The following is a 13815-nucleotide window of genomic DNA, read 5'->3' as shown; positions in this document are numbered from 1 at the left end:
AGATCGCGTACGCCCGTAATTGTCGGTGGTGTGGCCTACCGTCTCGCCTGTGAACCGTACCGACCGGCTGTATGCGATCGTCGAGGACCTGCGGGCGATCTCCCCACGCTGCAGGTCCGCACGTGATCTCGCCCGCCGGTTCGAGGTGAGCTCGCGGACCATCGAGCGGGACATCGCCGCCCTGCAGCAGGCCGGGGTCCCGATCTACGCCGAGGTGGGGCGCAAGGGCGGTTACGTGCTCGACAAGAGCATGTCCCTGCCTCCGCTCAACTTCACCCCGGCTGAGGCGGTGGCCGTCGCGATCGCGTTGAAGGGAGCCGACGGGCAGCCGTTCGCGGACGACGCGCGGAGCGCGCTGCGCAAACTCGTCGCCGCGATGCCCGGGCACGACGGCGACCGGGCGCGCCAGCTGGCGACCCGCGTCCAGATCGTGCCGCCGGAGGGGCCGGAAGACGGCGGCGACGGCTCGGTCACGCGGGTCGTCGAGGAGGCCGTGCTGAAAGGCGTCGTCCTCCAGATCCAGTACACCGACGCCGAGGGCTCGCTGACGGCCAGGCAGGTCGAGCCGGGCATGTTCGTCGGCGGGCGGACCGGCTCGTGGTATCTCGTCGCCTGGTGCCGGCTCCGCGACGCCGTCCGGGTGTTCCGCCTGGACCGGATCGTCTCAGCGGCCCTCACGGGGCACCGGGCGCCGGCCCGGCCGATCGAGGACTTCGACTCCGACATGGCCCACGTGATCATGCGGCAACCGGTGCTGGACTGAAAGGGCGGGGCGGAAACGCCGAAGGACGCCACCCGAAACACCGACAGGGGGTTGTCGCCGGCAGGCGGAAGGCTGGGTCCCGGTCGAGCACCACGAGTCAGCCAGGAGGCAAGGCATGAGCGACCAGGCCGCCGGCACCGTGCCGTGGTTCGAGATCGCGAGCGACGATCCCGACGGTGTCGAGCGTTTCTACGGCGACCTGTTCCGGCCGGCGGTTCCAGACCGACGAGGACCTCTTCCAGATCTTCGCCGAGGCGGGTTCCTGACCCGCTGAGGCGATCCCAGGCCGTCCGATCGCCCGCCGGGACCCCCCTCCCGTGTTTCCCCTCCGGCGCTTCCCCCCAGGTGTGTCACCTCCGGGCCGAGAGGGCGATCGGACGGCCTTTCACGTCTCACCGGCCCTCTGGCCTTCTCCCCGGTCCCCGCTGGGCGTCCTGCCCGGGCCGGCCGGAAACGAGCACGGCTTCCGCTCGAAACGAGTACGGCTCCCGCCGGGGCGGGAGCCGTACCGTCGATCAGGTGAGAGGCGACCAGGTCAGACGCCCATCGACTGGGTGTCGTTGGTCTCCGGGGTCGGGTGGCCGGCCACCTCGGTCACGCCGTTCTTGAGGTGGTAGCGGGCCACGGCCTCCTGAAGCACCTCCTGCTTCATCTCGCCCCGCTTGACCAGCTGGGTCAGCACCGCGAGCGTGATCGAGGCCGCGTCCACGTGGAAGTGGCGGCGCAGCGCCGACCGGGTGTCCGACAGGCCGAAGCCGTCGGTCCCGAGCGAGGCCCAGTCTCCGGGCACCCACTGCGCGATCTGGTCGGGAACCGCGCGCATGTAGTCGCTGACGGCGACGATCGGGCCCGGTACTCCGGCCAGCTTGCTCGTGACGTACGGGATCCGCTGCTCGGCGTCGGGGTTGAGCAGGTTGTGCTCCTCGGCGTTGAGAGCGTCCCTGCGCAGCTCCGACCACGAGGTGGCCGACCACACGGACGCCGCGACGCCCCAGTCGTCGGCGAGCAGGCGCTGCGCCTCGAGCGCCCACGGCCCGGCCACACCCGAGGCGAGGATGTTCGCCTTCGGCCCGTCGCCAGTCGAGGGAGCGAAGAGGTACAGACCCTTGAGCACGCCCTCGACGTCGAGGTCGGCCGGCTGGGCCGGCTGCTGGTAGGGCTCGTTGTAGACGGTCAGGTAGTAGAAGACGTCCTCGGGGGCGTCCCCGTACATCCGGCGCAGGCCGTCCTTGACGATGTGCGCGATCTCGAACGCCCACGCGGGGTCGTACGACACGGCGGCGGGGTTCGTCGAGGCGATCAGCGGCGTGTGGCCGTCCTCGTGCTGGAGGCCCTCGCCGTTCAGCGTCGTGCGGCCCGCGGTGGCCCCGAGCAGGAAGCCGCGGCCCATCTGGTCGCCGAGCTGCCACATCTGGTCGGCGGTGCGCTGGAACCCGAACATCGAGTAGAAGATGTAGACCGGGATCATGTGCTCGCCGTGGGTGGCGTACGACGTGCCCGCCGCGAGCACCGACCCCATCGAGCCGGCCTCGCTGATGCCCTCGTGGAGGATCTGGCCCTCGGTCGACTCCTTGTAGGACAGCAGCAGGTCGCGGTCGACGGCCTCGTACGTCTGCCCGTGCGGGGAGTAGATCTTCGCGGTGGGGAACATCGCGTCCACGCCGAACGTGCGCGCCTCGTCCGGGATGACCGGCACGAAGCGATGACCGATCTCCTTGTCGCGCATGAGGTCCTTCAGGAGCCGGACGAACGCCATCGTGGTGGCGACGTTCTGCTTGCCCGAACCCTTGGACAGCTGCTTGTAGACGTCGTCTCCGGGCAGCTTGAGCGCCTTGGACCGCACGACGCGCCTCGGCAGGAATCCGCCGAGCGCGGCACGGCGCTCCTTCATGTAGGCGATCTCTTCGTTGTCCGGGCCCGGGTGGTAGTAGGGCGGCAGGTCGCCCTCGAGGTCCTTGTCCGGGATCGGAAGGTAGAGCCGGTCGCGGAACTCCTTGAGCTCGGCCTTGCTCATCTTCTTCATCTGGTGCGTGGCGTTGCGCGCCTCGAAGTCCTTGCCGAGCGTCCAGCCCTTGATCGTCTGGGCGAGGATGACGGTCGGCTGGCCGATGTGCTCGCGGGCCGCCTTGAAGGCCGCGTAGACCTTGCGATAGTCGTGCCCGCCGCGCGACAGCTTGCGGATGTCGTCGTCCGACATGTGCTCGACCATCTTGCGCAGCCGGGGGTCGCCGCCGAAGAAGTTGTCCCGGATGTAGCCGCCCGACTCGACCGAGTAGGTCTGGAACTGCCCGTCAGGGGTGGTGTTCATCTGGTTGACCAGCACACCGTCGACGTCCGCCGCGAGCAGCGGGTCCCAGTCGCGGCCCCAGACGACCTTGATGACGTTCCAGCCCGCGCCGCGGAAGTACGACTCCAGCTCCTGGATGATCTTTCCGTTGCCCCGCACCGGGCCGTCGAGCCGCTGCAGGTTGCAGTTGATCACGAAGGTGAGGTTGTCGAGCTCCTCGCGCGAGGCCACGCCGATGGGGCCGAGCGACTCCGGCTCGTCCATCTCGCCGTCGCCGAGGAAGCACCAGACATGGCTGCGGCTGGTGTCCTTGATCTTGCGGCTGAGCAGGTAGCGGTTGAACCGCGCCTGGTAGATCGCGGCGAGCGGGCCGAGGCCCATCGACACCGTGGGGAACTCCCAGAAGTCCTGCATCAGGCGGGGGTGCGGGTAGGAGGGCAGGCCGTGGAAGCCGTGCGACAACTCCTGCCGGAACGCGTCGAGGTCGTTCGCCGTCAGGCGGCCCTCCAGGAAGGAGCGGGCGTAGATGCCCGGCGCCGCGTGGCCCTGGATGAAGACCTGGTCTCCGGACTCGCCGTGGTCCTTGCCGCGGAAGAAGTGGTTGAAGCCCACCTCGTACAGCGACGCCGCGGAGGCGTAGGTGGCGATGTGGCCGCCGACGTTGGTGTGCGCGTTGGCGCGGCTCACCATGACCGCCGCGTTCCACCTGATGTAGGCCCGGATCCGGCGCTCGACGTACTCGTCGCCGGGGAACCACGGTTCCTTCTCCGGCGGGATGGTGTTGATGTAGTCCGTGCTCCGCAGGCCGGGGACGCCGACCTGATGTTCACGGGCGCGCTCCAGCAGGCGGAGCATCAAATAGCGGGCCCGGGTGCGGCCCTCGGTCTTGATGACGTTGTCGAGCGATTCGAGCCATTCCTGGGTCTCGCTCGGGTCGACATCAGGCAACTGGCTGGGTAGGCCGTCGCTGATGATCGAGAAACGCTGGCGTCCGGAAGCCACTGGGTCTCGCCTTCCGAGAATGGACATTGGTCACGTCGGATCTTGCTGAACTCTTGCCGGCTGGGGGGGTGCGTCCTGCTGGATCGCCGCTCCTCTTGGTCGACTTCCATCCTGGCTCTTTGGTTCGGAAAGCGCATCTCTACTCCCCGGTAACCAAATTGTCCCTGCTGGCAGCAGGGCTGGGATGGCCTAGACCACCGATGGTAGGACGATTTTGGCAAACCGCCCACTTGCTCTTGCCTCTGGGGCCGTTGTAAGCCGTCTGCGGGGCGTGTGCCCGTGGACGCTATACGACTCCCGTCGGGTACTTCCCCCCGGGACTCCTCTCTAAAGGGAAGACCGGCGTCCTTCTCCGAAGGCGTACGGATCAGGGGCCTCCGGGGTGCGGGCGGGCCACATCGGCCCCCTTGGAAGCGCGGGGGAGGGAGCCGTACGGCCGGCCGTCGTGATCGCCGCGGCGGCGACCAGCCGGCCGCATATCCCCAGCGTAACGTTTTGGTATGTGTTGTCCCTGCCTCTCGAGTGGGTGGGGTTTCTCCTCTTTCCAGGTGGCGATAGCCGTATCAGGCTCAGAGAGGGAGGGGATCGAGATGCACGCAACCGTAGGCGACAGGCTCGTGGTCCACGGAGCCGTCGTCGGAGAGCACGACAAGTGCGGTGAGATCATCGAAGTCCGCGGGGTCGGCGGCGAGCCGCCGTTCCTGGTCCGCTTCGAGGACGGGCATCAGGCGCTGGTCTTCCCGGGCCCGGACGCTGTGATCGTTCACGAACACAGGGGATCGTAGTATCGCGCTGTGAAGTCGAGGGAGATCCAGGTGCGCACCGGCTCGCGGGAGCGGGTCCACGACATCACTCAGGAGTGTGCGGATTTCGCGCGCGAGTGTGGCGGAGACGGGCTTTTGCATGTGTTCGTGCCACACGCGACGGCGGGCATCGCGGTGATCGAGCTCGGGTCGGGCAGTGACGACGATCTGCTCGCAGCCCTCGGTGATCTGCTTCCCGCCGACGACCGCTGGAGGCATGCGCACGGATCTCGGGGGCATGGGCGATCACATGTCATGCCCGCCTTCATTCCGCCGTACGCGACGGTCCCGGTGCTGGGCGGGGGGCTCGCGCTGGGGACGTGGCAGTCGGTCGCCGTCGTCGATCTCAACGTGGACAACCCGAACAGGCGGGTTCGTTTGTCGTTTTTGTCCAATTAACAGATAACGGTGCGGGTCACCGGCCGTGGCGACCGTTGACGACGATGGGTCACAGCGTGTGGACTGTGCCGAAGCATGGCTCTCCGGAGCCGGACGACCGCACAAAAGAGCGGGGTCACCCAAGCAGGAGGGATGAACGTGAGCGCGACCGCGGGTCAGGCGCAAGGCGAGCGCGGCCTGGCCGAAAGACTCGGCCTCAAAGCCGGTCAGGTGGTGCAGGAAGTCGGCTGGGATGAGGACAGCGACGAGGCGCTGCGCCAGTCCATCGAGGAGCTGACCGGCAACGAGATGGTCGATGAGGACTACGAGGACGTCGTCGACGTGGTGCTGCTGTGGTGGCGCGACGAGGACGGCGATCTGTTCGACGCCCTCAGCGACGCGATGACCGCACTCGCAGACGGAGGCCAGATCTGGCTGCTGACCCCGAAGGCGGGTCGGGACGGCCATGTCGAGCCCAGTGATATCGGCGAGGACGCGGCGACCGCGGGACTGTCCCAGACGAGCAGCGTGAGTGCTGCCAGGGACTGGTCGGGGACCCGGCTCGTCGCTCCGAAGGCTCGCCGCTGAGCTGACCCTGCCGTACGGCTCGGCTGCGCCGTACGGCAGGCACGGTGTGCGGACCACGTCCCGGAGGACAGTTGATGGCGGCAGAGGTCGGGGCGGTGGCTCCGGACTTCGAGCTCAAGGACCAGCACGGTGCCCCTGTCAGGCTTTCCGGCCTTCGGGGCAGGAGGATCGTGCTCGTCTTCTATCCCCTGGCGTTCAGTCGTGTCTGCCAGGGAGAGCTGTCGGCGATCCGCGACGAGTTCGTCGGCTCGGCTCCTGAGGACGTCCAGGTGCTGGCGGTCTCGGTCGACTCGATGTTCAGTCACCGGGTCTGGGCCGACCAGGAGGGGTTCACCTTCCCCCTGCTGTCCGACTTCTGGCCGCATGGGGAGGTGGCCAGGTCCTACGGCGTGCTCGACGAGGAAAAGGGCGTCGCCCTGCGGGGGACGTTCATCATCGACGCCGGGGGCGTCGTCCGCTGGAAGATCGTCAATGAGATCGGCGCAGCGAGGGATGTCGTCGAGTACCAGTCCGTGCTCGACGGCATCTGATCTGCTCTTTGCTTGATTTATCCCGTCTTAACCACCCGGACCTTGTCTTCTCGACCTTGTTCGAGTTACCTGAGTCTTGTGCCCGGGTCTTCTGGCCTGGACTGCCTTATGGGAGGCGAAACATGCCCTGCTACCGGTGCGGGGCCCGGCAGACAGACCCTGTCCGTGGCGCCAGTCCGTGGAAGCGCGGAGTCCGCGGTGAGACTCAGGTTTTGATCTGCCCGGATTGCCAGCGCGCCCGCGACCTCGATCTCGACGCGTGCCCCTCGTGCGGGTCCACATCCCTGATCCGCCGCCTCGGCGAGGTCGAATGCCGCTCCTGCGGTTCCGTACGGCAGGCACGGCCCGACGAGCCGAACGTCGCCTCGGCGAATCCGGCCAAATTCACCAGCGCACCGGGGCTGCCAGCCGAGGTGGCGGCCGCCCTCGACCGTGTGCTCGGACGCTCGTGACCACCACTCGCACCTCAGGAGTCACACACGTGGACTACGTCGTCGGGCTCGACGTCGGCGGCACGACGATGAAGGGCGGCCTGGTCACCCGTGACGGCCGGGTGACGGCACTCGAAGGGCGTCCCACCGGGCGCGAGGACGGCCCTCAGGCCGTGGTGGAGGCCGTCCGCGCCTACTCGGGAGAACTGGCCGAACTCGGCACCTCCCGGTTCGGGGCTCCGCCCGCCGGCATCGGTCTCGCCGTGCCCGGCATCGTGACCGAGTCCACGGCCGTCTACTCCGCGAACATCGGCTGGCGGAACGTCCCGGCGTCGGCGTTCGTCCCCGAAGGCATCCCCACACGGCTCGGCCACGACGTGCAGACGGGCGGGCTCGCCGAGAGCGTGCTCGGCGCCGGGCGCGAGGCCGACGACTTCCTCTTCCTGCCGATCGGCACGGGCATCGCGGGCGCCGTGATCATCAAGGGCGAGCCGTACGGCGGCGCACGCGGCTGGGGCGGCGAGATCGGCCACGCGCCGGTGTGGCCGACAGGGGACAAGTGCGCCTGCGGCCAGGTCGGCTGCCTGGAGACCTACGCCTCGGCCTCCGCCGTGGCCCGTCGCTTCGAGACCCGCACCGGCCGTACGGCGACCGCCAAGGAGGTCGTGTCCCTGGCGGCCGCCGGAGACGAGGCGGCCGCCCAGGTCTTCGGCGAGGCCGTTGAAGCGCTGTCGATCTCGCTCGCGACCTACGTCCTGCTGCTCGATCCTTCGTTGATCGTGCTGGGCGGCGGGCTCGGGGAGGCGGGCCGGGTCCTGTTCGACCCGCTGGAGGAGCAACTGGCCGGTCGGCTGGCGTTCCGGGAGGCGCCTCCGCTACGTCAGGCCGCCCTCGGCATGCGGGCCGGGATGCTCGGCGCGGCCCTTCTCGGGTGGCGTGCCGCGGGGGTGCCGGACACGGGGCGGGGCTGGTCGCTCGATGTGCTGAGAAGCGGCCCTGTGTCGTAAGGTGTAGTCCCGTCCGGGCGGTTAGCTCAGCGGTAGAGCACTCGCCTTACAAGCGAGGGGTCACTGGTTCGAACCCAGTACCGCCCACCTGCGAAAACACCCCGTCTCCGATCAAGGAAACGGGGCGTGAGTGACAAACTGAGTGACATGCTGAACGACTATGTCTCATCGGCCATCGGGAAGATGCGGTCCATCGCAGTTGCGCCTTCTTGGATCACTGGCCGTATCTGCCGACGATGGGACTCTCCTGGAGGTCTCGGAATCCGTTTGGCCTGCCGATCGGATAGTGGTGATCGACGAGTACCCGATCACTCAGCAGCCAGAGCAGCCTGACGTGCCGTCGGATATCTAAGGGTCAATATGGAGCGCATCGCCATCGAGCGAGTACCCGAGGTACAGAACCACTGGTGGTGGCGACCAGGCTGGCAGGAAGGACGGCACTTCCACGCCTGCCATCTTTCCTTTGATGGCCAGCCCGAGTTGCACGCTCTGGTTAATCGCTATCAGGAAGCGTTGAAGCCCATCCCAGTCCTCGATCTCATCCCACGACCCTGGCTCCATCTCACCATGCAAGGAATCGGCTTCACTGACGCGATCGCCGATGAGGCCCTCGGGAAGATCGAACATGTCTTACGGTCCGAGCTGCGGCAGGTCCCTCCGCCCGTCGTAACCTTCCACCGGCCGGTCATCGTTCCAGAGGCGATCTACCTACCCGCCCAGCCAGCCGCGGCGATCCAGAATCTGCGGACGACTTGTCGTACGGCTATCGCGTCGGTTCACCCCATAGATCCTGAGTCCCTGCCGTATCGACCCCATGTCAGCGTCGCGTATGTCAACGCGGACTCCCCAACCGAACACATCGCGCAAGCCTCGACATAGTCGACACCGAGCCCGTCAAAATCACCATCTCGCACGTCTCCCTCATGGTCTTCCACCGTGATCGACGAATGTACGAGTGGACTCGGGCAATTCGCATACCGATCGGCAACAGCGTTCATTACGCGGACATATAAGCCAGGCAATAGAGGGCTGGCCACGAATAGATGATTCTCTTCAAAGGACCCACGAGACGTGATAAGTCATGATTCTGAGCGTGTCTTTTAAGAACGAGTGGCACTACGGCGAAAGTCAGGATGAGGCCTCGCAACTCATCACCGAAGTGATGAAAGGTCTGCGAGGAGAAGAGGAGTCTGATGGCCTCTATTGGACCGGAGACGATGCATGGTTCTGTCTCGCTGATCGGCGACACAGCAACGAAGACCAGGTTTCTGGAAGTTACCTACGCGTCGCGGTCAACCGGCATACAGGTTATGGTGCCCTGATTTGGCTTGTCGACCAGGCCGACCCGAGGAAGGGAGGGGTTTACGATTCCGTTTGGATATCCGACAATCCCGAGTCGCCCGACTTTGACCCCCGTGTTGTGTCGGACCCTGGTTACCCGCTGTTCCACGACCCGTCCAGCACTCTTCCGGTCGCTCAAATTCGAGCCGCGCTGGAAGAATACTGCCGTGCGTACACGGGGGAGCGGCCCGAGTGCATCAGTTGGGTTGAGGGTCACCTGAACGGGCAACGACTTGACCGACCGTCCATTGTGGACTTCGTTGAGAATATATCAATTGACTAGGACAGCCTTCGATAACTCTCCCATGGGTGCATGCCGTCTTAGTGACGATCAGCCGCACACGTGTTCGAAGATGGGTCGGTGCGTCGCTACCACCAATTGCCAGAGGTCGATTTCCGTATGATTCGAATTGGTGTGCTCGGCAGGATTATGGAAGGCGATGAGGCTGGGAAGTTTGTCCTCATCAAGGAACTTCCGGATGCTCCTCCAAGCTATCTGGTCCTTACGGGTGCCGATGAAGAATTCAAGCGGTCGGGTGGAGACGAATGGGTGGAAGACTACCCATCGCTGATTAGCTTTTTCCAAGAAGCTCGATGGGTTGTGGAGTGGCGGTGAGGCCGAGCGATGGCGCTCCCAACTATCGACCAAGCGTGGGAGTCGGCAGGACGACCAGGCCGCTCGCGAGAAGCACGATCGCGGGATTCGGATGAGACTCCTCCACCCTCGCGTTCGGCGCGCATGCCGGAAGGGTGACCCGAACACATGGCGATCAGAGGCACATATGTTCGAAGATGGGTCGGTGCGTCGCTACCACCAGCCGGCAGAGGTCGAGTTCAACGAGAACGGCGAGCCCGTGCGCTTCACCGCGTGGGGCCGCACCTATGCCCTGATCGAGTCGGTGCAGCCGTACTGGGAAGAGATGCTCCCTTGGTGGCAGAACGAGTATGCCGACAAGACGGCAGAGGAGCTCACCGTGCGGCACTACACCCTTCGGGCTCACGGGCCGCAGCGGTCCGCCGTCGTAGAGTTGGTGCAGCGTCTGGGGGAGTGGTACGTCGAAGGCGTCGAGGACTGAGCGACACACGACCACCGAGCAACAGATTCGGCGTAAGAACACGATCTGCGAACAGTCCATGCGGGTTCCCGGCTATCCCGCCTGCCGGCGCGTCATCGTGGTGGTGTGGAGCGACTCTCCCTGTATTCGACACGGCTGGCGCAGCGCCTGTCCTTCCGACGTCACTCCCGCCCTGTCCCTGCCGAACATCGGCCAGTACAACTACTGCACATCGGCATAGCCCTCGTCTTAACCCTTACCGGTGCTGTGGTCATTGTCGGTGGCATCCTCGGTGCCGCTGTCGCATGGCTCGGCCTGCCAAAAAGCCCGCCAGTTCTCGACACCACGAGCCTGCTGGAGATCATTAAAATCTCTTTGGCCGTAGTGGCAGGCATTGGCGGAGCCGTCGCCCTGGTCGTCGCCTACCGCAAACAGCGCCTCGCCGAGGAAGATAGCCACCGAGAGAACACCAGGCTCTACGCCGAGCGCTTCGACAAGGCCACCGACAAGCTCGGCTCCGATGCTCCTCCCGTCCGTCTCGCTGGCGTACACGCCCTCGCAGCCCTGGCCGACGACTGGGAAGGTGGCCGCCAGATGTGCATCGACGTCCTGTGCGCCTACCTGCGCATGCCGCCCGATCCCGAACCACACGCCGACCACGACCCAACAGGCCATTCCCGTTGGCGAGCCATGCGCGAAGTACGACGCACCATCCTCCGTCTCATCGCCACACACCTGCGTTCAACCGCCCAACCCTCCTGGTCCGGCACCGATATGGACTTCACTGGAGTCATCTTCGATGAGGATGCCAACTTCGAGGGAGCAGTCTTCTCCGGTGGCAAAATCTCGTTCGATGGGGCCGAACTCTCTGGTGGCACGGTCTCCTTTTACGAGGCCGAATTCTTGGACGGCGAAATATCGTTCGACACGGCGAAATTCTCGGGCGGTCTGGTCAGTTTCCGCAGGGCGACGTTCTCGGGCAGCTACGTTACGTTCATCGATGCGACGTTCTCGGGAGGTGCGGTCTCCTTCGCCGAGGCGGAGTTCACAGGCAGCCCAGTCGTATTCCGCTTGGCGGAGTTTCCGGGCGGCGAGGTCTCCTTTACTGAGGCGATGTTCTCGGGCGGCTTTCTCTTTTTCGACGGAACGGTGTTCTCGGGGGCCAAGGTCGACTTCAACGGGGCGGACTTCTCCGGTGGCTCCGTCTCACCCGAGATTAGGGAATCTTTCGGCGGCAGAGTCTCGTTCGCCTCAGCGGCGTTCTCTGATGGCACGGTCTCCTTTAACGAGGCAAAATTCTCGAACGACGTGGTCTCATTCGCACAGGCAACGTTCCCAGGCGGCGAAGTCACGTTTAACGGAGCACAGTTCTCTGCCGGCGAAGTCTCCTTTACTACAGCGCAATTCTCAGGCGGCACAATCGCCTTCAACACAGCGGACTTCTCAGGTAGCATGGTCGCCTTCGCCGGGGCGGAGTTCGCACAAGGCACGGTCTCGTTCAACGGGGCAGCATTCTCCGCCGGCAGTGTCTCCTTTGACCAGGCGGAGTTCTCCGGCGGCGTGGTTCTCCTGAATGAACCTCGCGACTGGTCTCACCCGCCAACTGGCCTACCTGATCAGGCCCCCGGACTGCGTCTGCCAGCGTCCTTAAACAAGACACGAACTGCACCACAAACAGGGACAGCACCGCTCCTGTGAGAACTTTCTGTACGTCTTCAAGGCGGCCCTAACCGGGCCGCACGCGCCGCCGTCACGGCAACGCCGCCGCCTCCCGCTGGCGCTCCCGGCGGTCGGCTAAAACCACGCCGGACGGCTGGCGCGGACGAGTCGATGGGCCGCCAGACGACAGTACATCTCTGCTCACAAGGGCATCAGGGCTGAGCTGGAACAGCCGCCAGGCGCTGGCCGCACATGGTGATGCCTCCGGCGGGGGCGCTCCGGGCTCCGGGATGGTGTTCGAACATGCATACGGGTCGTGGGGTGGCTGGGGCGGGATGTCCATCCCGCCCGCCATCGACCCAGGCGAGCCCAGCAGGCCGCCTCCGCCGTCGCAAGCCCGGCCGTGTCCCTTGGGTACCGGCTGCCCGTGGAAGGTGCCCAGGCTCAGGGACACGTCAAGCCGGGCTTGCACCTCTGTCGCCAGCCCGCTGCCGCTCCGCGGTGGGTCGACGGCAGACGGGATGGACGGGTAGAGCGCGTGTGCGTGCTGTTCATCGGCAAGTTTTCAGTGGCGGTGAGCAGAATCGCACCTCGGGGTAGCGTGCGGAGGGCTTGTCGAGCAGGGGCTGCGGTTTGCCGCGCAGGTGCAGGTCGAGGAAGGCCCGCACGTACCTGCGGGTGACGTCCACGGAGCGGGTTCCCTTCAGGCCACCGCCGAGATCCACGCCGAGCTGCTGGATGAGCATGTCGTAATCGGTGAAGGACGGGTGCAGCGCCCCCTCCACCGTCAGCCAGCGTTTCCACCCGGTCATGCGATCCCAGTCGCGTTTCCATGTGTCGTCCAAGCCTTCGGGGGAGTGCTGCTCCTGATCGCCCATCAGCAGGAACGGCCGTGCCAGACCTGTCTCGGGGATGGGGAGGAACATCCTGCCATCCATGTTGATCCCGGCCCGCACCCGGGAGTCTGTCAGCATGGTCTCCGGGGCGGCAGCCCCTCCGGCGGACTGGCCCGCCATCGCGATCCGGGACGGGTCGATCAGGGTGCTGCCCTTCCATTTGGGGTCGGGACCGGTCAGCTCGTCGAGCACGAAGGAGACGTCGGCGGCCCGGCTCCGCATCACTTTCCGGCCGAAGTCGTCGGGGGTGGCATCGTCATCGGGCTCGATCTCGCATGCGGCGCAGGTGGTGACCCGCCCGTCGGGGAAGGTGGTGGCGAAGGTCTCGTAGGTGTGGTCGATGCTCGCGACCACGTACCCGCTGCTCGCCAGGTCCTCGGCCAGACCGGTGAGTGAGCTGCGGTACCAGGTGAAGCCTGGAGACAACACCACGAGCGGCAGGCTGTGTCGGCGTCCAGCCGGCTTGGCGTCGGTGAAGGCGTTCGTCCGCGTCCGGCTCAGCGCTTCAGGCGGTATCTTCTCCAACTCCTGCATCCCCTGGCCCTTCAAGAGCAGCTCCGACTCCTTGGGCGTGATGTACGGCGCACGCCGCCCAGTGCGCGCCGTTGTTGGGTACCACAGGGAGACCATGAGCTCTCTCGCTTTGGCCGTGGGGACCCACGGGTCGGGGCGGGAGGTGTCGGTCAGATGCAGGGACGTCGTGCCGACCCGGTGAGGACCGGTCGGCTTCGGGAGATAGGGCGTGCTGGGTGCTGCGGCAGCGGCGGACGCCGGTGCCGAGAAGGTGGAGGCCGTGAGGGCGAGCAGTCCCGCGATGGCGGTCAGAAGGACCGGCTTTCTTCGCACCGGTAAGGCGTGGTCACGTGTCATGGGGTTTGATTGTGTCGCTCCGGATCGGTGCCGACATCGGCTGAAAGTACTATTGCCGCCGTATCCAAGCCGTACTTTCAACCGATTCCAGCCAATCTCAACCAACCTGCGCGGACAGCTGGGCCAGAACCGTGCGCAGGTCCCGTTGCCGGGAGATCACTCCCTGAAGAAGATGGCTTCCTCCAGTTCCGTTCCAGTTCCGTCC

At 65.8% G+C, this 13815-nt stretch carries 16 protein-coding genes and 1 tRNA gene; 14 read left to right on the top strand and 3 right to left on the bottom strand.

Annotated features, from left to right (window positions below; all coding sequences use genetic code 11):
- Positions 1-49: 49 nt before the first annotated feature.
- A complete protein-coding gene (locus Pka01_RS18300) occupies positions 50-763 on the top strand; it encodes a helix-turn-helix transcriptional regulator (RefSeq protein ID WP_203884007.1) in 714 nt (237 codons plus the stop codon).
- A gap of 115 nt (positions 764-878) precedes the next feature.
- Positions 879-1037, top strand: a complete 159-nt coding sequence (locus tag Pka01_RS18295; RefSeq protein WP_203884006.1) for a hypothetical protein — start codon at positions 879-881, stop codon at positions 1035-1037.
- 261 nt (positions 1038-1298) lie between these two features.
- Here Pka01_RS18295 and aceE read toward each other — a convergent pair whose 3' ends face one another.
- Entirely contained in the window at positions 1299-4052 is a 2754-nt protein-coding gene (gene aceE / locus Pka01_RS18290) for a pyruvate dehydrogenase (acetyl-transferring), homodimeric type (RefSeq protein ID WP_345338236.1), read from the bottom strand.
- A 590-nt stretch (positions 4053-4642) separates the two neighbouring features.
- Here aceE and Pka01_RS18285 point away from each other — a divergent pair.
- From Pka01_RS18285 to Pka01_RS18255, 7 genes are all read left to right on the top strand, one after another.
- The gene (locus Pka01_RS18285; protein WP_203884005.1) at positions 4643-4837 is read left to right on the top strand and encodes a DUF1918 domain-containing protein; all 195 of its coding nucleotides are present in this window, start codon (positions 4643-4645) and stop codon (positions 4835-4837) included.
- Positions 4838-4846: 9 nt separating this feature from the next.
- The gene (locus Pka01_RS18280; protein WP_203884004.1) at positions 4847-5254 is read left to right on the top strand and encodes a YjbQ family protein; all 408 of its coding nucleotides are present in this window, start codon (positions 4847-4849) and stop codon (positions 5252-5254) included.
- 138 nt (positions 5255-5392) lie between these two features.
- Positions 5393-5821 carry a DUF3052 domain-containing protein gene (locus Pka01_RS18275; RefSeq protein ID WP_203884003.1) on the top strand — a complete coding sequence of 143 codons (429 nt, stop codon included), beginning with the start codon at positions 5393-5395 and terminating at the stop codon, positions 5819-5821.
- Between the two features lie 74 nt (positions 5822-5895).
- Positions 5896-6351, top strand: a complete 456-nt coding sequence (locus Pka01_RS18270) for a peroxiredoxin (protein WP_203884002.1) — start codon at positions 5896-5898, stop codon at positions 6349-6351.
- 212 nt (positions 6352-6563) lie between these two features.
- A complete protein-coding gene (locus tag Pka01_RS18265; RefSeq protein WP_239115095.1) occupies positions 6564-6803 on the top strand; it encodes a hypothetical protein in 240 nt (79 codons plus the stop codon).
- Between the two features lie 29 nt (positions 6804-6832).
- Positions 6833-7789, top strand: a complete 957-nt coding sequence (locus tag Pka01_RS18260; RefSeq protein WP_239115094.1) for an ROK family protein — start codon at positions 6833-6835, stop codon at positions 7787-7789.
- A gap of 15 nt (positions 7790-7804) precedes the next feature.
- Positions 7805-7876 (top strand) — tRNA-Val (locus tag Pka01_RS18255).
- Positions 7877-8137: 261 nt separating this feature from the next.
- Here Pka01_RS18255 and Pka01_RS40810 read toward each other — a convergent pair.
- The gene (locus tag Pka01_RS40810; RefSeq protein WP_239115093.1) at positions 8138-8416 is read right to left on the bottom strand and encodes a hypothetical protein; all 279 of its coding nucleotides are present in this window, start codon (positions 8414-8416) and stop codon (positions 8138-8140) included.
- On the opposite strand from Pka01_RS40810, the gene Pka01_RS41615 reads away from it, so the two are divergent.
- The 5 genes from Pka01_RS41615 to Pka01_RS18230 all read left to right on the top strand — a co-directional run bounded on the left by Pka01_RS41615 (position 8357) and on the right by Pka01_RS18230 (position 11883).
- Complete coding sequence (locus Pka01_RS41615) at positions 8357-8668, top strand: 2'-5' RNA ligase family protein (protein ID WP_486357945.1); 312 nt, start codon at positions 8357-8359, stop codon at positions 8666-8668. The genes Pka01_RS40810 and Pka01_RS41615 overlap by 60 nt on opposite strands.
- Before the next feature lie 214 nt (positions 8669-8882).
- On the top strand, positions 8883-9413 hold the full coding sequence (locus Pka01_RS18245; protein WP_203883999.1) for an Imm1 family immunity protein: 531 nt from the start codon (positions 8883-8885) through the stop codon (positions 9411-9413).
- Positions 9414-9491: 78 nt separating this feature from the next.
- A complete protein-coding gene (locus Pka01_RS18240; RefSeq protein WP_203883998.1) occupies positions 9492-9746 on the top strand; it encodes a hypothetical protein in 255 nt (84 codons plus the stop codon).
- Between the two features lie 184 nt (positions 9747-9930).
- The gene (locus Pka01_RS18235) at positions 9931-10206 is read left to right on the top strand and encodes a hypothetical protein (protein ID WP_203883997.1); all 276 of its coding nucleotides are present in this window, start codon (positions 9931-9933) and stop codon (positions 10204-10206) included.
- A gap of 105 nt (positions 10207-10311) precedes the next feature.
- A complete protein-coding gene (locus Pka01_RS18230) occupies positions 10312-11883 on the top strand; it encodes a pentapeptide repeat-containing protein (protein ID WP_203883996.1) in 1572 nt (523 codons plus the stop codon).
- 512 nt (positions 11884-12395) lie between these two features.
- Here Pka01_RS18230 and Pka01_RS18225 read toward each other — a convergent pair.
- The gene (locus Pka01_RS18225; RefSeq protein ID WP_203883995.1) at positions 12396-13610 is read right to left on the bottom strand and encodes an alpha/beta hydrolase family protein; all 1215 of its coding nucleotides are present in this window, start codon (positions 13608-13610) and stop codon (positions 12396-12398) included.
- Positions 13611-13815 lie beyond the last annotated feature (205 nt).

The sequence above is a fragment of the Planotetraspora kaengkrachanensis genome, assembly GCF_016862895.1.
Classification (GTDB): Bacteria; Actinomycetota; Actinomycetes; order Streptosporangiales; family Streptosporangiaceae; genus Planotetraspora; species Planotetraspora kaengkrachanensis.
Note: the sequence above shows the minus strand (reverse complement) of the source record. Positions and strands in the feature narration are given on the sequence as shown.

Excerpts from the sequence above, each read along its gene's own strand:
- Pka01_RS41615 (WP_486357945.1), top strand. The coding sequence starts at position 8,357 with ATGCAAGGAATCGGCTTCACTGACGCGATCGCCGATGAGGCCCTCGGG.
- Pka01_RS18225 (WP_203883995.1), bottom strand. The coding sequence starts at position 13,610 with ATGACACGTGACCACGCCTTACCGGTGCGAAGAAAGCCGGTCCTTCTG.
- Pka01_RS18295 (WP_203884006.1), top strand. The coding sequence starts at position 879 with ATGAGCGACCAGGCCGCCGGCACCGTGCCGTGGTTCGAGATCGCGAGC.
- Pka01_RS18270 (WP_203884002.1), top strand. The coding sequence starts at position 5,896 with ATGGCGGCAGAGGTCGGGGCGGTGGCTCCGGACTTCGAGCTCAAGGAC.
- Pka01_RS40810 (WP_239115093.1), bottom strand. The coding sequence starts at position 8,416 with ATGTTCGATCTTCCCGAGGGCCTCATCGGCGATCGCGTCAGTGAAGCC.
- Pka01_RS18285 (WP_203884005.1), top strand. The coding sequence starts at position 4,643 with ATGCACGCAACCGTAGGCGACAGGCTCGTGGTCCACGGAGCCGTCGTC.